The 26548-nt window shown below is 70.9% G+C and carries 24 protein-coding genes; 9 read left to right on the top strand and 15 right to left on the bottom strand.

Translation table 11 applies throughout. From position 1 onward, the window contains the following. From VGJ24_RS10170 to VGJ24_RS10140, 7 genes are all read right to left on the bottom strand, one after another. Positions 1–438, bottom strand: a 438-nt coding sequence (locus VGJ24_RS10170; protein WP_331500456.1) for a GTP-binding protein, incomplete at its 3' end; no start/stop codon positions are given. Positions 439–561: 123 nt separating this feature from the next. After that, the gene (gene fusA / locus VGJ24_RS10165) at positions 562–2673 is read right to left on the bottom strand and encodes an elongation factor G (protein ID WP_331500455.1); all 2112 of its coding nucleotides are present in this window, start codon (positions 2671–2673) and stop codon (positions 562–564) included. Between the two features lie 80 nt (positions 2674–2753). After that, positions 2754–3224: a 30S ribosomal protein S7 gene (gene rpsG / locus VGJ24_RS10160; protein WP_331500454.1), complete on the bottom strand. Its 471-nt coding sequence runs from the start codon at positions 3222–3224 to the stop codon at positions 2754–2756. Then, positions 3224–3598, bottom strand: a complete 375-nt coding sequence (gene rpsL, locus VGJ24_RS10155) for a 30S ribosomal protein S12 (RefSeq protein ID WP_331500453.1) — start codon at positions 3596–3598, stop codon at positions 3224–3226. The genes rpsG and rpsL overlap by 1 nt, the downstream gene beginning before the upstream one ends. 279 nt (positions 3599–3877) lie before the next feature. Further along, positions 3878–5137, bottom strand: coding sequence for an MFS transporter (locus VGJ24_RS10150; RefSeq protein WP_331500452.1), 1260 nt, complete (start codon positions 5135–5137; stop codon positions 3878–3880). Positions 5138–5167: 30 nt separating this feature from the next. Then, positions 5168–5617, bottom strand: a complete 450-nt coding sequence (locus tag VGJ24_RS10145) for a MarR family transcriptional regulator (RefSeq protein WP_331500450.1) — start codon at positions 5615–5617, stop codon at positions 5168–5170. Between the two features lie 200 nt (positions 5618–5817). Then, on the bottom strand, positions 5818–7251 hold the full coding sequence (locus VGJ24_RS10140) for an NCS2 family permease (RefSeq protein WP_331500458.1): 1434 nt from the start codon (positions 7249–7251) through the stop codon (positions 5818–5820). A gap of 187 nt (positions 7252–7438) precedes the next feature. Here VGJ24_RS10140 and VGJ24_RS10135 point away from each other — a divergent pair, with 187 nt between their 5' ends. Further along, on the top strand, positions 7439–7747 hold the full coding sequence (locus VGJ24_RS10135) for a DUF2530 domain-containing protein (RefSeq protein WP_331500449.1): 309 nt from the start codon (positions 7439–7441) through the stop codon (positions 7745–7747). Positions 7748–7771: 24 nt separating this feature from the next. On the opposite strand, the gene VGJ24_RS10130 is transcribed toward VGJ24_RS10135, so the two are convergent. Next, positions 7772–8584 (bottom strand): DUF3027 domain-containing protein, encoded by an 813-nt coding sequence (locus VGJ24_RS10130; RefSeq protein ID WP_331500448.1) that lies wholly within the window; start codon positions 8582–8584, stop codon positions 7772–7774. Positions 8585–8671: 87 nt separating this feature from the next. On the opposite strand from VGJ24_RS10130, the gene VGJ24_RS10125 reads away from it, so the two are divergent. Further along, a complete protein-coding gene (locus tag VGJ24_RS10125; protein WP_331500447.1) occupies positions 8672–10072 on the top strand; it encodes an MFS transporter in 1401 nt (466 codons plus the stop codon). Between the two features lie 16 nt (positions 10073–10088). On the opposite strand, the gene VGJ24_RS10120 is transcribed toward VGJ24_RS10125, so the two are convergent. The 3 genes from VGJ24_RS10120 to VGJ24_RS10110 form a co-directional block, all read right to left on the bottom strand. Further along, positions 10089–10484, bottom strand: a complete 396-nt coding sequence (locus VGJ24_RS10120; RefSeq protein WP_331500457.1) for a cold-shock protein — start codon at positions 10482–10484, stop codon at positions 10089–10091. A gap of 121 nt (positions 10485–10605) precedes the next feature. Continuing rightward, complete coding sequence (locus tag VGJ24_RS10115) at positions 10606–12258, bottom strand: DUF885 domain-containing protein (RefSeq protein ID WP_331500446.1); 1653 nt, start codon at positions 12256–12258, stop codon at positions 10606–10608. A 92-nt stretch (positions 12259–12350) separates the two neighbouring features. Continuing rightward, entirely contained in the window at positions 12351–13988 is a 1638-nt protein-coding gene (locus VGJ24_RS10110) for an AMP-binding protein (protein WP_331500445.1), read from the bottom strand. A gap of 119 nt (positions 13989–14107) precedes the next feature. On the opposite strand from VGJ24_RS10110, the gene VGJ24_RS10105 reads away from it, so the two are divergent. Continuing rightward, the gene (locus tag VGJ24_RS10105) at positions 14108–14899 is read left to right on the top strand and encodes an inositol monophosphatase (protein ID WP_331500444.1); all 792 of its coding nucleotides are present in this window, start codon (positions 14108–14110) and stop codon (positions 14897–14899) included. A 108-nt stretch (positions 14900–15007) separates the two neighbouring features. On the opposite strand, the gene VGJ24_RS10100 is transcribed toward VGJ24_RS10105, so the two are convergent. Together VGJ24_RS10100 and VGJ24_RS10095 are read right to left on the bottom strand one after the other, a co-directional pair. Further along, positions 15008–16105, bottom strand: a complete 1098-nt coding sequence (locus tag VGJ24_RS10100; protein WP_331500443.1) for an FHA domain-containing protein — start codon at positions 16103–16105, stop codon at positions 15008–15010. Beyond that, on the bottom strand, positions 16102–16959 hold the full coding sequence (locus VGJ24_RS10095; RefSeq protein ID WP_331500442.1) for a PP2C family protein-serine/threonine phosphatase: 858 nt from the start codon (positions 16957–16959) through the stop codon (positions 16102–16104). Before VGJ24_RS10095 ends, VGJ24_RS10100 begins: the two co-directional genes overlap by 4 nt. 51 nt (positions 16960–17010) lie before the next feature. On the opposite strand from VGJ24_RS10095, the gene VGJ24_RS10090 reads away from it, so the two are divergent. Next, positions 17011–19290, top strand: coding sequence for a helicase C-terminal domain-containing protein (locus VGJ24_RS10090; protein WP_331500440.1), 2280 nt, complete (start codon positions 17011–17013; stop codon positions 19288–19290). 10 nt (positions 19291–19300) lie between these two features. Next, complete coding sequence (locus VGJ24_RS10085) at positions 19301–19825, top strand: CGNR zinc finger domain-containing protein (RefSeq protein ID WP_331500439.1); 525 nt, start codon at positions 19301–19303, stop codon at positions 19823–19825. Between the two features lie 16 nt (positions 19826–19841). On the opposite strand, the gene VGJ24_RS10080 is transcribed toward VGJ24_RS10085, so the two are convergent. Beyond that, a complete protein-coding gene (locus VGJ24_RS10080; RefSeq protein ID WP_331500438.1) occupies positions 19842–21071 on the bottom strand; it encodes a phosphotransferase in 1230 nt (409 codons plus the stop codon). Continuing rightward, a complete protein-coding gene (locus VGJ24_RS10075; protein WP_331500437.1) occupies positions 21064–22392 on the bottom strand; it encodes a nucleotide disphospho-sugar-binding domain-containing protein in 1329 nt (442 codons plus the stop codon). The genes VGJ24_RS10080 and VGJ24_RS10075 overlap by 8 nt, the downstream gene beginning before the upstream one ends. Before the next feature lie 61 nt (positions 22393–22453). Between VGJ24_RS10075 and VGJ24_RS10070 the strand changes: the two genes are divergently transcribed. The 4 genes from VGJ24_RS10070 to VGJ24_RS10055 form a co-directional block, all read left to right on the top strand. Beyond that, entirely contained in the window at positions 22454–24094 is a 1641-nt protein-coding gene (locus VGJ24_RS10070; RefSeq protein ID WP_331500436.1) for a DNA repair helicase XPB, read from the top strand. Between the two features lie 2 nt (positions 24095–24096). Then, positions 24097–25035: a phosphotransferase enzyme family protein gene (locus tag VGJ24_RS10065; RefSeq protein WP_331500434.1), complete on the top strand. Its 939-nt coding sequence runs from the start codon at positions 24097–24099 to the stop codon at positions 25033–25035. Between the two features lie 33 nt (positions 25036–25068). Beyond that, positions 25069–25956: an oxygenase MpaB family protein gene (locus VGJ24_RS10060; RefSeq protein ID WP_331500433.1), complete on the top strand. Its 888-nt coding sequence runs from the start codon at positions 25069–25071 to the stop codon at positions 25954–25956. Between the two features lie 32 nt (positions 25957–25988). After that, positions 25989–26548: amidohydrolase family protein (locus VGJ24_RS10055; RefSeq protein WP_331500432.1), on the top strand; the 560-nt coding region annotated here is incomplete at its 3' end.

Here is a 26548-nt window from a genome sequence, read left to right as displayed (position 1 = left end):
CTCGTCGTCGACCATGTCGCACTTGTTCAGCGCGACCACGATCGCCGGCACGCCGACCTGACGGGCGAGCAGCACGTGCTCACGCGTCTGCGGCATGGGGCCGTCGGTGGCGGCGACCACGAGGATCGCGCCGTCCATCTGAGCAGCGCCGGTGATCATGTTCTTGATGTAGTCGGCGTGTCCGGGGCAGTCGACGTGGGCGTAGTGGCGCGCCTCGGTCTGGTACTCCACGTGCGCGATGGAGATGGTGATACCGCGCTGACGCTCCTCCGGCGCCTTGTCGATCTCGTCGAACGGCGTGAAGGGATTCAGGTCGGGGTGCTGGTCGTGCAGGACCTTGGTGATCGCCGCGGTCAAGGTGGTCTTGCCGTGGTCGATGTGACCGATCGTGCCGATGTTGACGTGCGGCTTGGTCCGCTCGAACTTCGCCTTAGCCACTGTGGGCTCCTCCTGTTGTTGTCACTTGACTCGTAGATTCTGCTGCATGCCGAGGGTCCGGCCAAATGACCCCTGCGTGGCCGGGCTGCTCGATCATCTGAGCGGCCCGGCAACCCGCTGGGATCACTCGCCGCGGACCTTCTTGACGATCTCGTCGGCGATGCCCGTGGGGACCTCGGCGTACGAGTCGAACTCCATCGAGTACGACGCCTGGCCCGAGGTCTTGGACCTCAGGTCGCCGACGTACCCGAACATCTCGGACAGGGGCACGAGCGCGTTGATGACCATGTCACCGTGGCGCTCCTCCTGCGACTGGATCTGACCGCGCCGGCTGTTGATGTCGCCGATGACCGTGCCCAGGAACGTGTCCGGAGTGATCACCTCGACGGCGAACATCGGCTCGAGCAGCACGGGCTTGGCCATCCGCGCGGCCTCCTTGAAGGCCTGGTTGCCGGCGATCTTGAAGGCCAGCTCCGAGGAGTCGACGTCGTGGTAGGCGCCGTCCTCGAGCGTGAACTTCACGTCGACCATCGGGTAGCCGGCGAGCACGCCGAACTCCATGGCGTCCTGGCCGCCCTGGTCGACCGACGGGATGTACTCGCGCGGGATGCGGCCGCCGGACACGTTGTTCACGAACTCGTAGCCGGCACCCTGCCCGGTCTCGGGGTCGATGCTCGGCTCGAGGGTGACGACCACCTTCGCGAACTGACCGGATCCACCGGTCTGCTTCTTGTGGGTGTAGCTGTGGTTCGCGACGACCTTGCGCAGCGTCTCGCGGTAGGCGACCTGCGGCTTGCCGACGGTGGCCTCGACCCGGAACTCGCGCTTCATCCGGTCGACGAGGATCTCCAGGTGGAGCTCGCCCATGCCGGCGATGATCGTCTGGCCGGTCTCCTCGTCGGTCTTGACGGTGAACGTCGGATCCTCGTCGGAGAGCCGCTGGATCGCGGTGCCGAGCTTCTCCTGGTCGCTCTTCGTCTTGGGCTCGATCGCGACCTCGATCACCGGTGCCGGGAACGACATCGACTCGAGGACGACGGGGTTCTGCATGTCGCACAGCGTGTGACCGGTCTTGGTGTCCTTCAGACCCATCACGGCCACGATCTGTCCGGCGCCGACCGACGCGATCTCCTCACGCTTGTTGGCGTGCATCTGGTAGACCTTGCCGATCCGCTCCTTCTTCCCCGTGACCGAGTTCAGGACGGTCGCACCGGCCTCCAGCTTCCCGGAGTAGACGCGCACGTAGATCAGCTTGCCGAGGTGGGGGTCGCTGGCGATCTTGTAGGCCAGGCCGGAGAACGGCTGGTCGTCCGCGGGCATCCGCTCGACCTTCTCGTCCTCGTTGTTGACCTTGTGGCCGACGATCGCGTTGATGTCCAGCGGGCTCGGCAGGAACTTCACGACGGCGTCGAGCAGGGGCTGCACGCCCTTGTTCTTGAACGCCGTGCCGCACAGCACCGGGTTGACCTTGTCGGCCAGCGTGGCGCGCCGGATCGCCGCCTCGAGCTCCTCGACGGAGAGGTCGTCGCCGTCGAGGTACTTCTCCATGATCTCGTCATCGGCCTCGGCGAGCGTCTCGAGGAACTTCTCGCGGTACTCATCGACCTGGGCGCGCATGGACTCCGGGATCTCCTCGACCTCGTAGTCCTCGCCCATCGTGGTCTCGCCGCGCCAGGTCAGGGCACGCATGCCGACCAGGTCGACGACACCGAGGAAGTCGGCCTCGGCGCCGATCGGGAGCTGGAGCACCAGCGGAGTGGAGTTCAGCCGCTCGACCATCATGTCGACGCAACGGAAGAAGTCCGCGCCAGTGCGGTCCAGCTTGTTCACGAAACACATCCGCGGGACGGCGTACTTGTTCGCCTGCCGCCACACGGTCATCGTCTGCGGCTCGACACCGGCCACACCGTCGAAGACGGCAACGGCGCCGTCGAGGACGCGCAGCGAGCGCTCGACCTCGGCGGTGAAGTCCACGTGACCGGGGGTGTCGATGATGTTGATCTGGTGGTCCTTCCACCAGCAGGTCGTCGCGGCCGACGTGATCGTGATGCCGCGCTCCTGCTCCTGCTCCATCCAGTCCATCGTGGCGGCGCCCTCGTGGACCTCACCGATCTTGTAGGTGATGCCGGTGTAGAAGAGGATGCGCTCGGTGGTGGTGGTCTTGCCGGCATCGATGTGCGCCATGATGCCGATGTTGCGGACCTTCTTCAGGTCCGTGGTGATGTCGACAGCCACTGTCGGTTCGTTTCCTTAGGTAGGAATGGTCTGTGGTGCTCCGGCGCACCGGCCCGGTGGGGCCGGCGTACGCCGTCGGGTCACCAGCGGTAGTGGGCGAAGGCCTTGTTGGACTCGGCCATCTTGTGGGTGTCCTCGCGCTTCTTCACTGCGGCACCGAGGCCGTTGGAGGCGTCGAGGATCTCGTTCATCAGGCGCTCGGACATGGTCTTCTCACGACGGTCCGCGGCATACCCGACCAACCAGCGCAACGCCAGCGTGGTCCCGCGTGTTCCCTTGACCTCGATCGGCACCTGGTAGGTCGCGCCACCGACACGGCGGGACTTGACCTCGATGGCCGGCTTCACGTTGTCCATGGCGCGTTTGAGCGTGACCACGGGATCGGTGCCGGTCTTCTCACGGCAGCCTTCGAGCGCGGTGTAGACGATGCGCTGGGCGACCTGCTTCTTGCCGTCCTTGAGCACCTTGGAGACCAGCTGTGTCACCAGCTGCGACCCGAACACGGGGTCGACGTCGAGCGGCCGCTTCGGGGCGGGACCCTTGCGGGGCATCAGGCCTTCTCCTTCTTCGCGCCGTACCGGCTGCGAGCCTGCTTGCGGTTCTTCACGCCCTGGGTGTCGAGCGTGCCGCGGATGATCTTGTAGCGGACACCAGGGAGGTCCTTCACCCGGCCGCCGCGGACGAGCACGATCGAGTGCTCCTGGAGGTTGTGGCCGACACCCGGGATGTAGGCCGTGACCTCGACGCCGCTGGACAGGCGCACGCGGGCGACCTTGCGCAGGGCGGAGTTCGGCTTCTTCGGGGTGGTGGTGTAGACGCGGGTGCAAACGCCGCGACGCTGCGGACTCCCCTTGAGGGCCGGCGTCTTGGACTTCGACGGCTTGTCCTGGCGGCCCTTGCGGACCAACTGCTGGATGGTGGGCACTAGGTGGTTCCCTTTCTTGTCCCTACCTCAGTACCCGGCGCTTTGCCGGGCACGATCGTGTTGCCTGGTGCGGTGTGCCTTGGTGTGATGCCACGTGATGCGGTGTCCGGCGGTGTCCGCGGCCGCCGCACCGGCGACGACGCGAGGCTGGGCACGCAGATGAGCCCGGACGTGCCGGACACGGTCCTCAAGGCTACTCGGGTTGTGCGTACGCACCAAAACGAGATACGTCGTCCCGGGCGGCCCCCGGACGGGGCCGAGCCGGCCCGAGATGCCAGGTCAGGCCGCCTGGACCGCGACCCTCTCCGGCTCGGCGTCCGCCTCGTCGCGGCGGGGACGCGCGAAGAGCGCCACCGCCAGGGCGACTCCCAGGATCGTGAGCATTCCGCCGCCGAGAAGCGTCCACCGGGCCCCGAAGTGCTCGCCGACCCAGCCGATGATCGGGGAGCCGATCGGAGTGCCGCCCATGACGATGGTCATGTAGAGCGCCATCACCCGCCCGCGCAGGGCCGGCTGCGACTCCAGCTGCATGGTCGCGTTGGCGGAGTTGAGCATGGTCAGTGCGAACAGACCGATGACCGGGCACATCAGGGCGAACGCGAGGTACGTCGGCATCAGCCCGGCGACCATCTCCGCCATGCCGAAACCGATGGCTGCCCCGGCCACCAGCCGTAGCCGGATGTGTACTCGGCGGGCGGCCAGGAGCGCGCCGGCCAGGGAGCCGACGGCCATCGCGGAGCCGAGGATGCCGAACTCTCCGGCGCCCTTGCCGAAGACGTGGGTGGCCATCAGGGCCGAGGTGATCTGGAAGTTCATCCCGAAGCTCCCGGCGAAGAACACCATCACCAGGATCGCCATCATCTTCGGCTGGCTGCGGACGTAGCGGACGCCCTCGAGCAGCATCCCCGGGCTGCGCGCGACCGGCTTCGGCGAGTTGAGCAGCGCGGTGTCCATGTGTTCGAGCTGCCAGATGACCGCGCCGTAAGACAGGGCGTTGATCAGGATCACCCAGCCCGTCGCCCAGGCTCCGCCGCCCAGGGCGCCGATCATCAGGCCGGCCACGCCCGGGCCGATGATGCGGGCGGTGTTGAACGTCGCGGAGTTGAGGCCGACGGCGTTGGTGAGGTCGTCGGGGCCGACCAACTCGGAGACGAACGACTGGCGGGCGGGTGCGTCGAAGGCCGAGCCGATGCCGAAGAGGAACGCGATCAGGTACACGTGCCAGACCTCGGCCACGCCCGCGACCGCGAGCACACCGAGGACCAGGGAGGCGAGCGCCATGGTCAGCTGGGTGAGCTGGAGGAGCCGGCGCTTCGGGAAGCGGTCGGCGATGACCCCGGCGTACGGCGAGAGGAGCAGCACCGGCAGGAACTGCAGGCCGGTGGTGATGCCGAGGGCGGTGCCGCTGCCGTCTGTGAGGCGGAGCACCAGCCAGTCCTGCGCGACACGCTGCATCCAGGTGCCGGTGTTGGACACGAGACTGCCGAGCGCGTAGCGCCGGTAGTTCGGGTTGTGGAGGGCTCGGAAGGTGGGACTCAAGATCAGCTTTCAGTGGTGGTGCGGTCGTGGTCAGTCGGTGGTGGCGAGCCGCTCCAGCAGCGGCGCGGCCCGGCGGAGGGTGTCGCGCTCGTCGGTGGTGAGCTCGCGCAGGCGGCGGGCCAGCCAGGCGTCGCGGCGGGCGCGGTCGGCCAGGAGCGTCGTACGGCCCTTCTCGGAGAGGACGACGACGACCTGGCGGCCGTCGGTCTCGTGCGCACGCCGTACGACGAAGCCGCCCTCCTCGAGCGCGTTGACGATGCGGGTCATGCTCGGCGGCTGGATCCGCTCGTGGGAGGCCAGCTCTCCGACGGTGAGGTCGCCGTTGCGGAACAGACACCCGAGCACCGCCATCGCACCCATGCTCAGGGAGTTGTCGGGATGCCGCTCGCCGGCCAGCCGCCGGCGCAGGCGCATCACGCTGAGGCGCAGCTCGCTCGCGAGCCCGGCATCGCTCCGGGCAGCCATCTGGAGGGTGGGCATGTCGTTAGCATAACTCATTACCCTCGCTAACCATTCCGCCGAAGTGGGAGTTGTCCCGCGCCCAAGTGGGAGTTGTCCCGCGCCGAAGTGGGAGAAGTCCGGGGGCGAAGGGGGACTTCCCGGTCAGGCCCGGCGGGAGTACTCGCACGTCGGTGGCGGAGAACCCCCACTTCGGCAGTGGAGAAGTGCCACCTCGGCGGTCAGGTGAAGAGGACGGTGATGGGGTGGATGGCGAAGTAGAGGAGGAACAGGCCGGCGACGACCCAGAGCAGGGGGTGGACCTGGGCGGACTTGCCCTTGACCGCCTTGATCAGGACGTAGGCCAGGAAGCCGGCCCCGATGCCGATGCTGATGGAGTAGGTGAACGGCATCAGGATGATGGTGAGGAACGCCGGGATGGCGATCTCCAGGTCGTCCCAGCTGATGCCCGCGACCTGCTGCATCATCAGGAAGCCGACCAGCACCAGCGCGGGAACGGCCGCCTCGCTCGGGATGACGCTGACCAGCGGCGCCAGGAAGATCGAGAACAGGAAGAGCACGCCGGTCACCACGGACGCCAGCCCCGTGCGAGCGCCCTCGCCGACCCCGGACGCGCTCTCGATGTACGACGTGTTCGACGAGACACCGGCGGCACCACCGGCCGCGGCCGCGAGGGAGTCGACGACCAGGATCCGCTGGGTGCTCGGGGGTATGCCCTCGGAGTCCAGGAGCCCGGCCTCGGCACCGATCGCGGTCATCGTGCCCATGGTGTCGAAGAAGTCGGCGAGCATCAGCGTGAAGATCAGCAGCAGGGCGGTCACGACGCCCACGGACTGGAACGACCCGAGCAGGTTGAAGTGCCCGAGCGTGTCGAAGTGCGGTGTCTCGATGATCTTGTCGGGCCACTTCGGGACGTTCAGGCTCCAGCCGCCGACCGGGTTGTCGGCGCTCGAGCCGAAGTTGCCGATGCTCTCCACGATGATCGCCAGGACGGTGGTGGCGAGGATCGCCAGCAGGATCGCGCCGCGCACCCGCAGGACCCACAAGGTGATCACCAGGGCCAGGCCGATCGCGAAGACGAAGACGGGCCAGCCCTGGAGGTAGAAACCGGTGCCGGGCTGGACCGGCACGGTGCTGTGCGCGGCGTCGGGGACCCGGCGTACGAAGCCGGCGTCGACGAAGCCGATGAACGCGATGAACAGGCCGATGCCCACCGAGATGGCGAGCTTCAGCTGGGCGGGTACGGCGTGGAAGACCGCCGTCCGGAAGCCCGTCAGCACCAGGACCAGGATGACCAGTCCTTCGAGGACGATCAGGCCCATCGCGTCGGACCAGCTCATCTGGGCCGCCACGGACACGGCGAGGAACGCGTTCAGACCCAGCCCGGTGGCCAGCGCGAGGGGGTAGTTCGCGACGACACCCATCAGGATCGTCATCACGCCCGCCACGAGAGAGGTCCCGGCGGCGATCGCGGGCAGGTTGGAGCCGTCGCCCGTCCCGCCGCCGAGGAAGTGCCCGTTCACGTCGGGCGCGAAGCCGAGGATCAGCGGGTTCAGCACGATGATGTAGGCCATCGTGAAGAACGTGACGACGCCACCGCGGATCTCCCGCTCGGCCGTGGAGCCGCGCTCACCGATCTTGAAGAACCGGTCCAGCGCGGTCTGATGTCCGCGAGGGGCATCTCGCCGAGGTGTGGGACCGCGCTTGGTCCGGTCGGACGACTGGCTTCGGGTCGTGCTCTCGCCCTCGGGCTGATCCGTCACGGGCGGCAGCATGCCAGACGTCGGCGCGCACAGGAAGCGTCGCGGACAGGATGCCTGCCCGACTCCTAGAGTGGTCCCCATGGAGCTGCGCGACGACCAGCCGACGGTCCGCGAGATCGGCAACCGCACCTACCTCGTCGCCGACGTGGAGCCCCTCGACGTGGACGGCGTACGCACGGTCGAGGTCGGCGTCGCGCTCTGGGTGATCGGGTTCGTCGCTCTGCTCCCGTTCTACGGCCGCCTCCGCGACGCCGGGCACGGCTGGATGCTCTGGACGTGCGCCGCCGGGGCCGGACTCGGGCTGCTCGGCCTGGAGTACTGCCGACGTCGCAAGCGTGCCCGCGCCGCCCTGCGCGAGGCAGCCGGGTCGGCCGGGTCGGCCGCCTGATCCACGTCGATCTCGAGACGGCCCTCAGAACGTGTCGAGCTCGTCGTCGAGCTCGTCGACCACGGGGTCGGGCAGCGGCACCGGCTCGTGCCGCTTCGCCAACCGGACCTCGGAGTGGGCCCCGCAGCCGTGGCTGAACGCCACGACCTTGCCGTCGTCGTTCGCGTCGCCGTTCGCGCACACCCCGAACGTCTCGGCGAGCGACCCGGAGACGCGGATCAGGAAGCCGCACGTCGAGCACGGCTCGGGCGCGGACTGCGCGAGCGGCGCCTCGGGGCCGGCGTTGCCGTCGAACCACCGCTGGGCGGCCGCCTCGTGCCCCTCGAGTGAGAGCGTGCGGATGCGGCCGAGGCCGAGATCCTTGGCCACGGTACGGATCTGGGCGCGGTCGTCGTGGTCGAGCGGGTCGTCACCGAAGGAGTACGTCGGCACCAGCCGCGGGTCGTCGTCGGCCACGGGCAGCAGGTCGCCGGGCGACAGGTCACCGGGCTTGATCCGCTCCCGGTAAGGCACCCACGTGGGCGCCACGATCGCGTCGGAGCCCGGGACCAGCACGATCTCGGCGACCGTGACGGTCTTCTGCCGGGAGGCCCGCACGACGGTGACCGACCAGCGCCAGCCGAGGTACCCGGACCGGCGGCAGTCGAAGAGGTGGGTGACCACGCGGTCGCCCTCGGGGTCGACGGAGAGATGGTCGCCGACGTCGGCCGGGTCGACCTCGGCCAGCAGCGCCTCGCGGGCGACGGCGACGGCGGCCACCGCCACCGCGTCGGCCTTCGCGGAGGTGCGCGGGCGTGCGATCGCCATCGTCGACATCTCGGCCTCGTCACCGCTCATGGGGCCCATGATGACCGATCCCGCACGGGTACGGCGAACGGGGCGGCTTCGGCCCCCTGCCGCAGGGCGCTCGTGCAGACTGGAGCCATGAGCTTGCCCGAGGGGTCTGATCGCAGGACGGCCATGGACTCCATGACCTCCGGCGTGAAGGGCACCGGGCGTGGTCTGGCGTCCGTGGCCCGTGGGACGGGCCGGTTCAGCCGCTTCGCGTTCCTCTCCGCGCGCCGAGCCGCCGCGGCCGAGGGGGCGGACACCAGCGGCCTGGCGCGGCTGATCGAGCTGGGCGCCCTGAACGCCGCGGCCGACGCGGCCGTGGCGATCTCGCTGGCCGGCACGCTGTTCTTCCAGATCCCGACCGGAGAGGCGCGCGGGCAGATCTCGCTGTTCCTCGGGCTGACGATGCTGCCGTTCGCGGTGGTGGCTCCGCTGATCGGGCCGGTGCTCGACCGCTTCAGCCATGGCCGGCGCTGGGCGATCGCCGCGACGATGGCGGCGCGCGCCTTCTTGGTGTGGGCGCTCGCGTCGTCGATCAACGGCGACTCCATCTGGCTGTTCCCGGCGGCGCTGGGCGTGCTGGTCGGCTCGAAGGCGTACAACGTCGCGCGCGCGGCCGCCGTACCCCGGCTCCTGCCCGAAGGCCTGTCCCTGGTCACCGCCAACGCGCGGATGTCCATGGCCGGGATGGTCGGCGTGCTGGTCTCCGCGCCGCTCGCCGTGGGTGCGTCGTCGATCGGGCCGGAGTGGTCCCTGCGCTACGCGTTCGTGGTCTTCGTCATCGCCACGGTCTTCGCGATCCGGCTTCCCAGCCGCGTCGACTCGACGCAGGGCGAGGAGGACATCGGCTTCCTGTCGGGCGAGACCCCGGAGGTCGCCGAACCCGCGCCGGTCCACGGAAAGGTGCGCATCCCCGGGTCGATGGCGTTCGCGCTCCGGGCGAACTGCGCCCCGCGCTGGCTCTCGGGCTTCCTCACGCTCTTCATGGCGTTCCTGCTGCGCGTGCACCCGATCTCAGGTCACTCGCCCCAGTTCCTGCTCGCCGCGGTCATCGGCGCGGCAGGCCTCGGCAACTTCGTCGGCATCGCCGTGGGATCGCTGATGAAACGGGTGAACCCGAAGCTCACGGTGGTCCTGGCGATGCTGGCGGGGGCAGCCGCGGCGATCCTCGCCGCCCTGGCCTACGGGCTGTTCGCCTTGGTCGTGCTCGGCTTCGTGGCCGGACTGGCGCAGTGCCTGGCCAAGCTGTCGCTGGACTCGACGATCCAGCGCGACGTGCCCGACCGAGTGCGCACCAGCGCCTTCGCGCGCAGCGACACCACGCTCCAGCTCGCCTGGGTGATCGGCGGCTTCGTGGGCATCGCCCTCCCGCCGAACCCCCGGCTCGGCCTCACCACCGCTGCGGTGGTGCTGGTGGGGTGGTCGCTGTTCGTGCTCGCCGGCCCTGGACGACGTACGCCGTCACCGGCGGCCGCCCCGACCACCGCGAACTAGTGCCGCGCGGGTGCGTTCAGAGCTCGAGCTCGTCGGCGAGCGCGCGCAGCAGCTTCGCGGTCGGCCGGGCCTGGCTCCGATCCGGATGGCGGCCGTGCCGGTAGGCCTCGCCCACGCCGTCGAGCAGCCGGATCAGGTCCTCGACGATCGGGGCCATCTCCTCGGGCTTCTTCCGACGTGCCTGCGACTGGTTGCGCACGACGGAGGCCGGGGCGTCGAGGATCCGCACCTGGAGCGCCTGGTCGCCGCGCCGGCCCTGGGCGATCCCGAACTCCACCCGGGTGCCGGCCTTCAGCGTGGTCGTGCCCTCCGGCAACGCCTCGGTGCGCACGTAGACATCGGGTCCGTCGTCCTGCGACAGGAACCCGAAGCCCTTCTCGGTGTCGAACCACTTGACCTTGCCAGTCGGCACGTTCATCCCTCTTCTAGCCACCTGCCCCGAGGCACGGGGCAACGGCCAAGCCTAGGCGGCGCCACCACCGGGTTTCCAACCGATAGCGAGCCGACAGCGATGCACCGCGCAGCAGAGCGGATCAGGTCAGCCGGGCCGCGACCACCCGGTCGAGGACGCCGAGCGGGAGCGAGCCGCTGTCGAGCACGGCGGAGTGGAAGCGGCGTACGTCGAAACGGTCGCCCTGCCGCTGCTCGGCCTCGCGGCGGATCCGCTCGATCTCCAGCCGGCCGACCATGTACGACGTCGCCTGGCCGGGGTGGCAGACGTAGCGGTCGACCTCGGGACGGCAGACCCCTTCGGTCAGCGGCGAGTTGGCCACCATGTAGTCGATCGCCTGCTGCCGGCTCCAGCCCAGGGCGTGCAGGCCGGTGTCGACGACGAGCCGGCAGGCGCGCATCGAGTCGGCGCTGTACATCCCCATCCGGTCGATCGCGGCGGAGTACAGCCCCATCTCGTCTGAGAGGCGCTCGCTGTAGAGCCCCCAACCCTCGGCGTACGCCGAGTTGTGCAGGTGCTTGCGGAAGATCGGCACCGTGTCCGGCAGCTCGGCCGCGATCGCCAGCTGGAGATGGTGCCCCGGCACGCCCTCGTGGAAGGCCATCGCCTCGAGCTCGAAGCGTCCCCAGGACGACGCGTCCTCGGTGTTGACGAAGAACGTGCCGCCCCGGGACCCGTCGGTGGCCGGAGCGAAGTAGAACGCCTTCGCGCCGACCTCCGTGCCCTCGACGGCGCACGGCGCCTTCGGCAGCACCTCGAACCACTCGCCCATCGCGGCCTCGGCCCGGGCCAGCGCCACCTTCGACTGCTCGACGAGCTCGTCGGCGTGCTCGAAGTGCAGCTTCGGGTCGGTCCGCATCGCGTCGAAGATCGTCTCGAGGTCGTCGCTGCCGACCACCTCCGGGCCGAGGGCGCGGTACTCGTCCGCGAGCTTGGCCACCTGGGCGAGGCCGATCTCGTGGATCTCCTGGGCGGACTTGTCGGTGGTGGTGAAGTAGCGCAGGGTCGCGGCGTACGCCTCGTCGCCTCCGGGGAGCCACGAGAGCCCGCACCGCTCCTCGGAGCGCGCGTCCGGAAGGGTCTCGCGCAGGGCGTTGCGGAACGCCTCGAAGCCGGGTCGGACCGAGCGCGCCATCGCCGCCAGCAGCTCGGCCCGGAGCGCGTCGGCGTCGACCCCGTCCGGCATCTTCACCGCGGCGACGGCGGGATCGTCCTCGACGGGGCCTGCGAGCAGCCGGTCGAGCTGCTCCAGGGTCTCGGTGACCGCGAACTCGGCCGACACCCACCGGCCGGCGGCGGTCTCGCGCGTGCGCACGGCCAGCTCCTGGAGGTACTCCCCCACCCCGTCGAGCTTGGCGGGCATCTGCTCGGCGACGGCCGCGTCGGGCACGGACAGCAGCCCGAGGACGAGCGCGAGCTGCCGCTGCGGCCCACTCACCGGGTTGGCCGCCAGACCGGTCAGCGGGGTGGCGGTCAGGTCCGCGGTGGTGGTCGCCGAAGCGATCATGGCCTCGCGCGTGAGCCGCTGGTCGTCGTCCAGCCCACCCGGGTCGACCGCGTCCGCCCGCGACACGAGGTCGCGCAGCTCGGCGACGTGGCGATCCTCGGCCTCGCGGCTGACGTGCTCCCACTCGCCGACGGCTGTGTAGTCACCGAGCATGTGCCGGTACGTCGGTTGGAAGCGGAGCGTGGCTTCCCAGTACTCGTCGGCCAGCTGCTGGAGATCGTCGCTCACGAGACGTCCTTCCGAAGGGAACGGGTCGGTCGTGCCCAACCTAGCCAGCAGCCCGTGACGCCGTCAGCCGCCTGTCGTGCACCGACGCAACGTCAGGTCGGGCCGTGGCCGGTGCCGGTCAGCCCCAGCTTCTCGGCCGTCTCCTCGCGCATCTGGATCTTCCGGATCTTCCCGGTCACCGTCATCGGGAACTCGTCGACGATCAGCACGTAGCGCGGGATCTTGTAGTGGGCGAGCCGGCCCGTGCAGAACTCCCGCACCTGCTCGGCGTCCAGCGGCTCGGCGCCGTCGCGCAGCTTGATCCAGGCCGCGAGCTCCTCGCCGTACTTCTCGTCCGGGACGCCGATCACCTGGACGTCCTCGACGTCCGGGTGGGCGTAGAGGAACTCCTCGATCTCACGCGGGTAGACGTTCTCGCCGCCGCGGATCACCATGTCCTTGATCCGGCCGACGATGTTGCAGTAGCCGTCCTCGCGCATCTCGGCGAGGTCGCCGGTGTGCATCCAGCCGTCGGCGTCGATGGCCTCGGCGGTCTTCTCCTGCTCGTCCCAGTAGCCGAGCATCACCGAGTACCCGCGGGTGCAGAACTCGCCGGTCTGGCCGCGCTCGACGGTCTCGCCGGTGACCGGGTCGACGATCTTGATCTCGACGTGCGGGTGGACGCGTCCGATGGACGACGTACGGCGTTCGAGGTCGTCGTCCGCGCGGGTCTGGGTCGAGACCGGCGACGTCTCGGTCATCCCGTAGGCGATCGACGCGGCCTCCATGTGCATCTCGTTGACGCAGCGCCTCATCACCTCGACCGGGCAGATCGAGCCGGCCATGATCCCCGTGCGGAGGCTGGACAGGTCGTGCTCGGCGAAGCTCGGGTGGTTCTGCATCGCGATGAACATCGTGGGCACGCCGTACACCGCGGTGCACCGCTCCTGGCTGATCGCGTCCAGCGTCAACCCCGGGTCGAACCCCGGCGCCGGGATCACCATCGTGGCGCCGTGGCTGGTGCAGCCGAGGTTGGCCATCACCATGCCGAAGCAGTGGTAGAAGGGCACCGGGATGCACAGCCGGTCCTGCTCGGTGAAGCCGATCAGCTCGGTGGTGAAGTAGCCGTTGTTCAGGATGTTGCGGTGGCTGAGGGTCGCGCCCTTGGGATAGCCGGTCGTCCCCGAGGTGTACTGGATGTTGATCGGCTCGTGCGGCTCGAGGGCATGCATCCGTCGGTTCATCGCGTCGGCGTCGAGGTGCTCGCCCCCGGCGATCAGCTCGGCCCAGTCGTCGGTGTCGACGTAGACGACTCGCTCGAGGGTGGGGTTTGACGGCGCGGTCTCCTCGACCATGCCGCGGTAGTCGCTGGTCTTGAAGCTGCTGGCCGCGACCAGGAGCTTGGTGCCGGACTGGTTGATCGCGTAGGAGAACTCGTGGGTGCGGTACGCCGGGTTGACGTTGACCAGGATCGCGCCGATGTTGGCCGCGGCGTACTGGGTGAGGGTCCAGCGGGCGCTGTTCGGTCCCCAGATGCCGATGCGGTCGCCCTTCTCGACGCCGGCCGCGATCAGGCCACGGGCCACCAGCTCCACGTCGCGGTAGAACTCGTGCCAGGTCCACCGTCTGCCGGTCGCGAACTCCACCATCGCCTCGCGATCGGGGAACGCCGCGACCGTGCGCTCCAGGTTGGCCCCGATCGTCTCCTCCAGCAGGGCCGGCTCGGTCTCACCCTTGGCGTACGACTCCATGGTCGGAACCTACGCTCGGTGTCAATCGCCTTGCGAGCGAGCTCGCGGCGGCATTCGCTCCGGCCGTCGCGCGCCGGCTTCGCCGGGTCGCAACGTCCTCGCTCACTAAGGTGGTGAGCGTGGACACCGAGGCCGTGCTGCGGCTGCTGCAGGACGTCTCCGAGGAGGTCGTGAACCCGCGGTTCCGCTCGTTGTCGTCGGGCGAGATCGACGAGAAGGGCCCGGGCGACCTGGTCACGGCGGCCGACCGGGAGGCCGAGGTGCTGATCACGGCGGCGCTGCGCGCGGCGTACCCCGACGCGATGATCCTGGGTGAGGAGACCTACGCCGGGAAGCACGCGCTGATGCAGGAGTTCTGGGAGGCCGACCATGCGTTCACCGTCGACCCGGTCGACGGGACCAAGAACTTCGTGCACGGTTCGCGCGACCACGCCGTGATGGTCGGTGAGGTGAAGGGCGGCGAGGCCGTGCGCGGCTGGATCTGGCAGCCGCAGCACGAGAGGGCGTACGTCGCAGAGCTCGGCGGCGGCGCGTGGCGCAACGGTGAGCGGGTGCTGCGGCCACCGACGCCCCCGCGGTCGGAGCTGCGCGGCGTCACCTCACGCCGCAAGTGGCTCGGACGATCGCTCGCCGAGGACCTCCGACCGCTGCAGCTGACCTGGGTCTCATGCGGGATCGACTACCCGCACCTCGCCGAGGGAGACGCCGACTACGTCGTCTACGGGCGCGCCAACCCGTGGGACCACGTGCCCGGCGGGCTGATCCTGACCGAGGCGGGTGGCTTCCTCGGCACCGAGTCCGGCGGCGCGTACCGGCCGACCGACGACCACGACGTCGAGGGCGCCGCGCCGCGCGCGCTGGTCGCGGCGGCCGACCGCGCGACGTACGACGCGATCATGCCGCTGATCTGAGGCCCGGGTCGGGGCAGGCCGCTCCGAACTGTCAGGCCACCTCGCGAGCAAGCTCGCTTCGGTCTCGCTCCGGCCGCTCCGCCACGACTCCGTCGCGTCGGAGCGTCCTCACTCGACCCGGATCGTGACCCCGTCCCCGAGGTCGATGGTGGCGCCGGGGACCAGCTGGACGGCGATGCCGGGCCGCAGGTCGTCGGCCGGGAGACCGGGTTGCACGACGACCGTGCCGTTGGTCGAGCCGAGGTCGGTGACCACGGCCGAGCCGAGGTCGGCACCCGTGCCGGGCCGGATCTCCAGGTGGGTCGACGAGATCTCCTGGTGGGGGCTCGGCACGGTCACCACCCGCGTCTGCTCGTCGTCGCCGTACCGACCGGCATCGGGCGCGCGACCGACCACGACGGCGCGGTCGACGTCGACGACCTCTCCGCTGGAGAAGATCAGCCGGGCGATCGCCGTGCTCGCGGGCGCGGGAGGCTCGTCGTACCCGGGCGTGACGGCGAGGTCGGGGCTGGTGAGCGGGTCGAACTCCGAGCCGCCGAGCGGGCCGGGCACGGGCACCGGCGCCCCCGGGATCGGGGCCACCGGGGGTGGCATGGGCGCCTGGGGAGTGGGTTCAGGTGTCTGCTCGGCTGGCGGAAGGGCTGTCGGCTCGGCTGTCGGAGGGGGCTGCAGCTGGGGATCGGGCGGCAGGATCCGGGCCCGGCGCGGTGGCTGCGGTGGCTCCGCCGGCTCGACGGGTACGGCGACGGCCTCGGCGTCGGGGGTGGTCACGGCGCCGGTGCGCGCGGGATGCTCCACGCTCGCGACCCGCACCAGCCCCGGCCCCACCGTGTACGGCGCGCCCTCGGCGTCGGCGACGCGGACGCGCAGGCCGGTCACGCCGCCGACATTCTGCTCGACCCAGGTGGTGTCCGCAGACCCGGACACCGTGACCGTCCCGTCCTTCGTGGTGAGCTCGGCCTCGCCGGCCCCACGGATCACGATCTTGACGTCGCGCCCGTCGCCGCTGACCAGGACGAACCCGGGCAGCTCGCGGAGCCCGCCGCTGATCACGGCGTCGAGCACCTCGTCGAAGCCCGCGCCTTCGTCGACGGTCTCCCAGAGCCCGGCGACGCGGGCCTTGGCCGAGGGTGGCAGCAGGACGATGACGCTGTCCCCGAGGACGCCGTACCAGTCCCCGGGCACCACGGTGCGGGTCACGGTCACGGCAGTGCTCCCAGCTTCTCGTGCAGACTCTCGCGCTGGCGTCGGGAGTCGTGGGTGCGATCGTCGGCCAATCCCATCACATCGACGACCACCGCGGTGGCGTTGTCGACGCCTCCCGCGGCCAGAGCGCAGGCGACCACGCGCTCGGCGGCGTCGCGCGGGTCGGCGTTCCCCCGGAGCACCTCGGCGATCTCGGCGTCGCGGAGGAGGTCGGTCACGCCGTCGGAGCACAGCAGAACCCGTTCGGCGTGGGCCAGCGGGACCACGAAGAAGTCCGGATCGAGCGGGTCCGGACCGCCGAGCGCTCGGGTCACGATGTGCCGCTCGGGATGCACCATGGCCTGCTCCTCGGAGATCCGCCCGGAGTCGACCAGCTCCTGCACGACGCTGTGGTCGGTGCTCACCCGGTACAGCTCGCCGCGGTTGAAGCGGTAGATGCGCGAGTCGCCGAGGTTGACCAGCAGCCACTGCGGGCCGCCGTCGTCCTCCTCGACCAGGATGGCGACCACGGTGGTGGTGCCGCCGTGCCAGCGTCCGCCGTCGCTGCCGCGGTGGGTGGCGCCGTACTCCGAGAGGCGGCGCTGGCCGGCCCGCAGTGTCGCCATCACGGCGTCGGACCCACGACGCGGGTCGTACCCGATCTCGGCGAGCCGGGCGAACTCCTCCACGACGATGCGGCTGGCGATGTCGCCGCCGTCGTGACCGCCCATGCCGTCCGCGACGACGAACACCGGCGGATCCGCCAGCAGGGAGTCCTCGTTCACCTCGCGCACGAGCCCGACATCGGTGGCGACTCCGTAGTGCAGCTCGACCTGGTCCACCCGCCGACCACGCGGCTCCGACGTGTCGGTCATCGTGTCTCGCGACCGGACCCGGGCGGGGAGCACCCCGCTAGCGTGGGGACGATGGGCACTTCGTCCGCCCCGCGCTCCGTCGAGGGCAGGGGACACCGTTCGCTCGCCGACCAGTTCCGGAGCTGGCCGGACGATCGGCTCGTGGGGTTGCTGAGGGAACGATCCGATCTCTCCACCCCTGCCCCGGCCGACTCCAGCCAGCTCGCGTCGCGCGCCGCCACGCGGTCGTCCCTGAACCGTGCCCTCGACCTGCTCACGCGCCTCGAGCTCTCCGTCCTTGATGCCCTCGTGGCTCTGTCGTCGACGGGCCACACGTCCGAAGCCGAACTCGTGGACATCCTCGACGCGGATCGGGCCGCTGTCGAGGGTGCCTGCCACCGCCTGCTCGACCTGGCGCTGGCGTGGGAGAGCGCCGCCGGGCTGCGACCGCTGACTGGGGTGCCCGACGCGCTCGGGTCGCTGTCGGACCTGCACCCGATGACCGGGCGTACGCCGGACCGGGCCGCGGAGCTGATCGGCCAGGTCTCCCCCGCCGCCCGGGCGATGCTCGAGCACGTCGAGACGGGCTCGGGCGAGGCGGATGCCGGGTCCGCCCGGCACCAGATCGTGCCGGCCGACGCGGACACCCCGGCCGAGGAGCTGCTGTCGCGCGGACTGCTCGTCCCCGGTCGTCCGGGCCTGGTGCAGATCCCCGGGGAGGTGCAGATCGCGCTGCGGGGAGGGCATACGACCCGCGAGCGCGTCGACGTACCGCCGGGCGTCGCGACGTCCGAGCGTGCCGCCGACCTGGTCGACCACACCGCGGCCGGCGCGGCGTTCGACGTCGTACGCCGGGTGGAGCTGCTGGTCGACCATTGGGGCACCGCTCCGCCGGTGGCGCTGCGCACCGGGGCCGTGGCGGCGCGCGACCTGAAGGCCACCGCGGACGTCGTACAGCTCGACGAGGCGGCCACGGCGTTCCTGGTCGAGCTCGCGGCCGCCGCCGGGTTGGTGGCCACCTGGCCCGACACCGACGGCAACCCCGCCTGGACCCCCACGGACGCCTTCGACAGCTGGTGCGAGGAGCCCGCGGTCCAGCGCTGGCGGCGCTTGGCAACCGCGTGGCTCGAGACCGAGCGGCTGCCGTACCTGGTCGGCACCCGCGACGACGCCGGCAAGGCCCGCAACTCGCTCGACCCCGAGCTGACGAGCCGGATCGCCCCGGAGACGCGGGCGATGACGCTCGCCGTGCTGGCCGAGCTCCCCGCGGGTGAGGTGCTGGCCACCGGCACCGGCCCGGCTTCGGTGGTCGCCCGGGTCTCCTGGCAAAGACCGCGCCGACCGCCGTCGCGCGCTCCGCAGGTCGTGGCCGCCTTGGAGGAGGCGGCCCAGGTCGGACTGGTCGCACTCGGCGGGCTCGCGTCGTACGCCGCGGCGATTTTGATCGGTGACGACCCGGCGCCGTTGCTCACGCCGCTGTTGCCCGGGGAGGTGGACGAGGTCCTGATCCAGGCCGACCTGACGGCGGTGGCCCCCGGCCCGCTGACCCGTGAGCGTGCCCGCGACCTCCATCTGCTCGCCGACGTCGAGTCGCGGGGCCAGGCGACCGTCTACCGCTTCACCGCCTCGTCGGTACGCCGCGCGTTCGACGCCGGCTGGGCCGCGCACGAGGTGCACGCGTTCCTCGACGCCGTTTCGCGCACCCCGGTCCCGCAGCCGCTCAGCTACCTGGTCGACGACGCCGCGCGGACCTTCGGCACCGTCCGGGTCGGCCATGCCGAGGCGTTCCTGCGCGCCGACGACGAGACCGCGCTCGCGGAGGTGCTCCACCACCCGCGCGCCGCCTCGCTCGGGCTCCGCCGGATCGCGCCGACCGTCCTGGTCAGCACCATGCCCCTGGACGTGCTGCTCCCCCGGCTGCGCGAGCTCGGTGTCTCGCCGCTGGTGGAGAGCATCGACGGCACGGTCCACGTCGCCCGCCCCGACCGGCTCCGGGCACGTCCGCATCGTCGGGGCACGTCGCGGCGTACCGAGGACGCCCGGCTGGAGGCACGCCTGTCCCAGGTCGTCACCGCGATCCGGTCCGGCGACCGGGTCGCCCGGACCCGCGCGCCCATGTCGCAGGAGCTGACCCCGATCGGTTCGCTGGCGGCCCTGCGCGAGGCGGTCGAGGCCGGCCGGACCGTGCTGATCGCCTACGTCGACAACCACGGCGTCTCGAGCGAACGGATCGTCGACCCGATGCGCGTCGACGGCGGCTGGCTCACCGCCCGCGACCACCGGGCCGACGACGTCCGGCAGTTCGCCGTGCACCGCATCAGAACGGTCAATCCGGTGGACACCGCTCCGTAGACTGGGGACTGTGGATTTCATCCGTTACGCCGAGTCGTCGGCGGGTCTGCTCAACGCGGACCTGACCGACCGTGACTCCGTGGTCACGCACCTCGCCGCACGCGCGTGGCTGCAGGCGCAGGTCACGGATCGCGACGCGGTCGTGCTGCGACGTTTCCAGAAGGACCTTCGGCCGGCGTTCGAGGCCTCGGCCCGTGACGACGCCCAAGGCGTGGTCGACGTCGTCAACGCGCTGCTCGAGCGCCACCCGATCACGCCGCGGATCGCCGACCACAACCCGGCCCGCCTGCACATCCATGTGGCGAACAAGGCGGCCAGCGTTGCCGACCTGCTGATCGGCGAGTCCCTGCTCGGCCTGGCCAACCTGATCTGCGACCTCGGGCCGACCCGGCTCGGGGTCTGCGCGGCCACCCCGTGCACCAACGTGTACGTCGACACCTCGCCCAACCAGTCGCGCCGGTACTGCTCAGAGCGCTGCTCCTCGCGGGCGAACGTCGCGGCGTACCGCGCCCGCCAGAAGGCTGCTGCGGGCTGACCTGGTCGCGTCAGCTTCACCCCGGGACGAGGCGCCGTCGCAGCTGCGCGGCCGGGACGTAGAACCACTCCAGGAACTCGCGCTCACCGGCGTAGACGATCTCGCGGCAGACCTGCTCCCAGTCGTAGGCCCGGACGAGCGCCTCGTCGTAGAGGTCCTCGCGGCTGCCGAGCGCTCGCCGGTACCCCTGGCGGAACGCCGACTGCTCGCCCGTGGTCCACGCGAGTCCGGCATCCTCGGTCAGGTCGGGCCCGTAGCGGCGCACGACGTGCTCGACGTTCTCCACGGACGCCAGCATCTCGGCGACGTCCCGGGCCGCAGGAGCGGGTGCGGCACGCAGGTCGGGAGGCAGGGTCGGGTTGCCGTCGAAGTCGACCACCGCGTAGCGCCCGTCTCCGTCGCGCAGCACCTGGCCGACGTGCAGGTCACCGTGCACCGGCAGCACGGGCGTGCCCGCGGTGCCGGCGAGCCCGGCCAGCACCACCTCGATCTCGGCACGGTGCTCCGAGAGCAGGACGAAGGAGTCGGGGTCGTACCGCTCGACCATGCGCACGGCGAGCTCGAGCGTGGCCAGTGCCTCGTCGGCGTACCGCCGGGCCAGGTCCGGGCTCATCCGGTCCGGCGGGTCGTCCGCGAGCGCCAGGTGCATCCGCCCCACCACGTCACCGAGGTCGGCTCCGAAGCCCGCAGACGCAGGACCGGAGACGAGCCCGAGGGCTCGACGAGCCTCGTCCAGTGCCCAGGTCCAGCCGTCGCGAGTCCCGGGCAGATAGGTCTGTACGACGGCGACGGGCACCCAATGACCGCTGCCGGGCTCGCGCCACTCCACCAGGCCCACGAGCTCCGGCGAGTCGGCGAAGCCCGCTTCGGACAGCCGGCGAAGTCGCTCCGCAGCGGGGTGGGGGCCGACCAGCGGCTCGGTCAGCCACTTCACGACCATCGTCCCTCCGACGACCCACGACTCGTGGGTCTGGTCGACGCCCATCGCGCGCTCGGACTCGTCGTCGAGCGCGACCCACGCGAACCCGGTGACCCTGAAGCCCTCTTCCACCGCCATCCGGTTGCGGAGACGGTGGAGTACGGCGAGGCCTGCTCCGTCGCCCACGGTCGACCGGACCCAGGCATCGCCCACCGACGTCACCGGCTCGGCACGGTGGCCGTGCTCGCCGGCGACGACGCGGATCGCGTGGGTGCCGTCCAGACGGAGGTGGTTTCGAGACAGGCACCGGGCGCCTTCCTCAACCACCGGAAGGCGCCCGGTGCTCGAGACCGACCCGCTCGATGATCTCCGCCCCCTTCCGAAGCCCGTCGCGGGCCCGGATGTCGGCGCCGACCGCTGCCATCCGCTCGCGCAGGACGGTGTCGGCCAGCAGCCGGTCCACCGCGCCGACCAGCTCGCCGTCGGCGAACGCGTACGTCGCCAGCCGGACGCCGAAGCCCAGCTCGTGCACCCGCTGGGCGTTGTCGTACTGGTCCCAGAAGAGCGGCAGCAGGATCATCGGCTTCCCGAAGTGCATCGCCTCGGTGGTCGTGTTGTTGCCGCCGTGCGTGATCACCAGGTCGACCTGGGGCATCAGCGTGGTCTGGGGGAGGGTCGCGGCGCCGGTCATGTTCTCGGCCAGCCGTAGCTCGTCGGCACGCGGACCCATGCTGACGATCACCCGGTGTCGGGTCGTGCCGAGGACGTCGATGAGCCGCTGCATCAGGGCGATGTCCGCGCTGCCGAGCGAGCCGAGCGACAGGTAGACCAGCCCGCTGTCTGCCGGCCGATCCGCAACGCCCGGAGGCACGACGTACTGCTCGTCGGTCTCGCGGACGCTGGAGTCGATCCGGTGCCAGGTCTGGCCGAGCGGGCGGGCGTCGACGTAGTCGAGCTCGCGCGGGTAGACGTAGAGGTTCGCGGTCGGCGAGATGTGCATGAAGTCCCGCGTCGGCAGCGCCGGCGCGCCCTGCTCCCGGCACCACGCGTCGAACGCCGTCCAGGTCTCCCCGTGCGTACGGTCGAACTCGTTCAGGAAGTCCGCCCACCCCGAGCGGTCGTCGGCGGGGTAGCCCGAGAACACCGGCGCGATGTCGTCGCCGCGGACCTCGAGCGGGTTGCACGACACGATCCGGACGAATGCAGCCCCGGCCGTCATCAGCGCCGGGAACGAGACGACGTTGTCCTCGACGATCACGTCGGGTCGGTGGCGAGCGATGATCTCTCGCAGCTGCGGCTCGCAGTAGCGGGCGCCGTCGATCAGCGCCTGGTACGTCGGCTGCACGAACGTCGCGAGCTGCTCGATGGTCGGCTTGGCGAACTCCGGCGCCGTCTCGTTGATGAAGTCGATCCAGAACTGTCCGGCCGCCTCCGCCCCCGCATCCGGATCGGGCGCGGTCAGGTCGACCAGGTCCTCGACGAAGCCGTACGGCGTCAGCCTGCCGGCCCACGACGCCTCCGCGGCGAACACCACGGTGTGCCCCTTGTCCAGCAGCACCTTGCCCAGGCCGATGCACTGGTTGGTCGGTCCGTAGGCCGACTCGGGCATGAAGAGAACGGTCAGGCCACCGCCGACGTCAGGACTCACGCGCGCACGCTATCGGCGTACCGCACCCGCCGGGTATGCCCTGTCCGTACGCTTGCTCGCGATGACCGACTCCCTGCCCGGACCCCTGATCGTGCAGAGCGACAAGACGCTGCTGCTCGAGGTCGACCACGAACGGGCCGACGACTGCCGGAAGGCGATCGCGCCGTTCGCCGAGCTCGAGCGCTCGCCCGAGCACATCCACACCTACCGGCTCACGCCGCTGGGCCTGTGGAACGCCCGCGCCGCGGGTCACGACGCCGAGCAGGTCGTCGACACGCTGCTGGAGTTCAGCCGGTACGCCGTGCCCCACGCGCTGCTGGTCGACGTCGCCGAGACGATGGCCCGCTACGGGCGGCTGCGGCTGGAGAAGCACCCGGTGCACGGACTCGTCCTGGTCAGCAATGACCGCCCTGTGCTCGAGGAGGTGCTGCGGGCGAAGCGGGTGGCCGGGATGGTCGGCGCCCGCATCGACGACGACACCGTCGTCGTCCACCCGAGCGAGCGCGGAAACCTCAAGCAGGCGCTGCTCAAGATCGGCTGGCCGGCCGAGGACTACGCCGGCTACGTCGACGGCGAGGCCCACGAGATCGAGCTCGACCAGACCGAGTGGTCGCTGCGCACCTATCAGAAGGAGGCGGCCGAGTCGTTCTGGCACGGGGGCTCGGGCGTCGTCGTCCTGCCGTGCGGCGCCGGCAAGACCCTGGTCGGCGCCGCCGCCATGGCGCACGCCAAGGCGACGACGTTGATCCTGGTCACCAACACCGTGAGCGCGCGGCAGTGGAAGGACGAGCTGGTCCGGCGGACGTCCCTGACCGCGGACGAGATCGGCGAGTACTCCGGCTCGGTCAAGGAGATCCGGCCGGTGACGATCGCGACGTACCAGGTGATGACGACGCGACGGAAGGGCGTCTACTCCCACCTCGAGCTGCTCGACGCGCGCGACTGGGGACTGATCGTGTACGACGAGGTGCACCTGCTGCCCGCGCCGATCTTCCGGATGACCGCCGACCTGCAGGCGCGGCGACGCATCGGGCTGACCGCGACCCTGGTGCGCGAGGACGGCCGCGAGGGCGACGTGTTCTCGCTGATCGGCCCGAAGCGGTACGACGCACCCTGGAAGGACATCGAGGCGCAGGGCTGGATCGCGCCGGCCGAGTGCATCGAGGTCCGGGTGACGCTGCCGTCGTCCGAGCGCATGGCGTACGCCGTGGCCGAGCCCGAGGAGCGCTACCGCCTCGCGTCGTGCACCCACCACAAGATCGACGTCGTCCGCCGTCTCGTCACGCAGCACACCGACCAGCCGACGCTGGTGATCGGCCAGTACCTCGAACAGCTCGACGAGATCGCCACCGCGCTGGACGCGCCCACGATCACCGGCGCGACACCGGTGAAGGAACGGCAGCGGCTCTTCGAGGCCTTCCGGTCCGGCGACGTCGGGCTGCTCGTCGTCTCGAAGGTCGCGAACTTCTCGATCGACCTGCCGACGGCGGAGGTCGCGATCCAGGTGTCGGGCTCCTTCGGGTCGCGCCAGGAGGAGGCGCAGCGACTCGGTCGCCTGCTGCGGCCGAAGACCGAGGGCAAGTCCGCACACTTCTACACGATCGTCAGCCGCGACACCGTCGACGCCGAGTTCGCCGCCAACCGGCAGCGGTTCCTGGCCGAGCAGGGGTACGCCTACTCGATCCGCGACGCGGACAGCTGATCATGGACGCGCAGGAGGTCTCCTTCGTCTTCGGGCTCGGCCGCGCGATCACCCTGAGCGGGCCGTTCGCGCGCGGCGAGGTCGGCGTCATCCGTCGCCTGGTCACCGACCGCGGCACCTGGGCGGTCAAGCAGGACCTCGAGCCGCTGGACGCCGCCGATGTGGCCGCAGCCGAGGTGTCCGCCGAGTTCCACCATCGGTGCTGGCAGTCGGGCATCCCCACCCCCGAGCCGTTGCGCAGCCGGGCCGGGGACTTCGTCGTGCGGCTGTCCGACGAGCACGTCCGCGCCTTCTCGTGGGTCGACCTCCGGGAGCCCGACTCCGCCATCGATCCCGGGCCCGTCGGCACCCTGCTGGCGCAGCTGCACGGCGTGCCGGCGCCCCCGCAGGGCGCGGTGCACGAGTGGTTCGAGGCACCGATCGGCGAGCCGGAGTGGAAGGCCGTGCTGAAGGCGTCGCTGGCCGCGGGCGCGCCGTACGTCGACCGGCTCGCCGAGGTGGTTCCCGCGCTGATCCTGGTCGAGTCGATCCTGACTCCGATGCGTCCGGTACAGACCTGTCACCTCGATCTGTGGTCGGACAACCTCCGGCGCACGACGACCGGTGACCTGTGCATCATCGACTTCGACAACGCCGGTCCGGCCGACCCCTCGCGAGAGATCGGGATGCTCCTGTTCGAGCTCGGGCAGGGCGACGCCGCTCGCGAGCACCGGCTCTACGACGCCTACCTCGAGGCCGGTGGGCCGGGGCGGATCACGAGTCGGGCCGACTTCGCGCTGACGGTCGCCCAGCTGCACCACATCGGCCACCGCCACCTGACCATGTGGCTGGCCGCGCACGACTCCGAGGCGCGTGCCCGGTCGCTTGCCGGGATCGAGGAGTTCCTCGGGCAGCCGTTCCTGCTCCCGGACGTCGACCGGCTCGTCGGCGAGCTCGCCTGAGACGCACTTCCTCCCGCCCGTACGCTCGGCAGGGTGGGCATCCGCAAGCGACTCGGCCGGGCGCTGTTCCTGCGCGTGGCCGGGCCGGACGGCGCCACGCATCGTGAGCGCATCCACGGCACACCGGGGCCGCGATGGTTCCCGCAGGGCAGCCCGATCACCGTCGTGCACGGCGACGCCTCGATGTACGTCGGCGGCATCCGCGCGGTGCTGCTCCAGACGATGCAGCCGGGGGCGATGACCGCGGTCGCCGAGCACTCCGGCTATCGCGGCGACATGTGGGGACGGCTCGCCCGGACCAGTCGCTACCTCGCGGTCACGACCTTCGGCACCGCCGAGCACGCCCAGCAGGCGGTCGACGTCGTCCGCGCCATCCACGACCGCGTCCACGGCACGATGCCCGACGGCACGCCCTACGACGCGAACGACCCGCACCTGCTGACCTGGGTGCACATCGCCGAGATCCAGAGCTTCCTGCTCGCCCATCAACGGTTCGGCGCCCATCCGCTCGACCAGGCCGGGTACGACGAGTACGTCGCGCAGGCGGCGTTCGTCTCCCGGAAGCTCGGAGTCGTCGACCCGCCCACGACCGAGGCGGAGCTCCATGCGGCGGTGGAGCGGTTCCGGCCGGAGCTCCGCGCGATCGACCACGCGCGCGACGCGGTCTCCTACCTGATCCACGAGCCGGAGCTCCCCCTCATCGCGCGCCCGCCGTACCGGGTGCTGGTCGCCGCCGCCGTCGGCCTGATGCCGGAGTGGACACGGGAGCCGCTGGCGCTGCCGACGCTGCCCGTGGCGCACGACCGGGTCGCCGACGCCCTCGGCCGGGCCGCCACCCGCACCGTCCGCTGGGCGACGGCCGGCGACCGCGAACTCACCGCGCGGCTCCACGCGCAGGCCGCCGGTGCTCCGGTCGCGTGACAGCGTTGACCCCCGCGACCCACAATCGGCGCATGACTCGGAGCGTCCTCGGAGGTGGCAGCGTCCTCGACCCGTCGGCCGGCGAGGTGCATGTGGCCGACGTCGCGATCGAGGACGGCCTGGTCGCCGAGGTCGGGCTCGGGCTGACCGGTGACGAGCACGTCGACGTGGCCGGGCTGACCCTGACGCCCGGGCTCATCGACTGCCACGCCCACATGGCGTTCGCCGGTGGCGGAGCCTTCGACAGCGAGGTGCCGCCCAGCCGGCGCCTCCTGCGCAGCGTTCCCGAGCTCGCGACGACCCTGCGGCTCGGCGTGACCACGGTCCGCGACGCCTGGGGAGCCGACGCGGGGATGCGGGACGCGATAGAAGAGGGTTCCGTGCCGGGGCCGCGGCTCCTGGTCAGCCTCGCCCAGCTGTGCGGGACCGGGGGGATCGGTGACCACTTCTCGCCGGCCACCGGTGACGACACGTCGTTCCTCGGGTCGGCATGGCTCCCGCGGGGTGTCTTCGACGGGCCGGCCGAGGCGCGCGGCGCCGTCCGCCGGATGGTGCGGTCCGGGGCCGACGTGATCAAGGTGGCGATGAGCGG

The sequence above is a fragment of the Nocardioides sp. genome (genome assembly GCF_036493135.1).
Lineage (GTDB): Bacteria > Actinomycetota > Actinomycetes > Propionibacteriales > Nocardioidaceae > Nocardioides.
The sequence above is the reverse complement of the archived record's forward strand: the minus strand, read 5'-3'. Positions and strand labels throughout refer to the sequence as shown.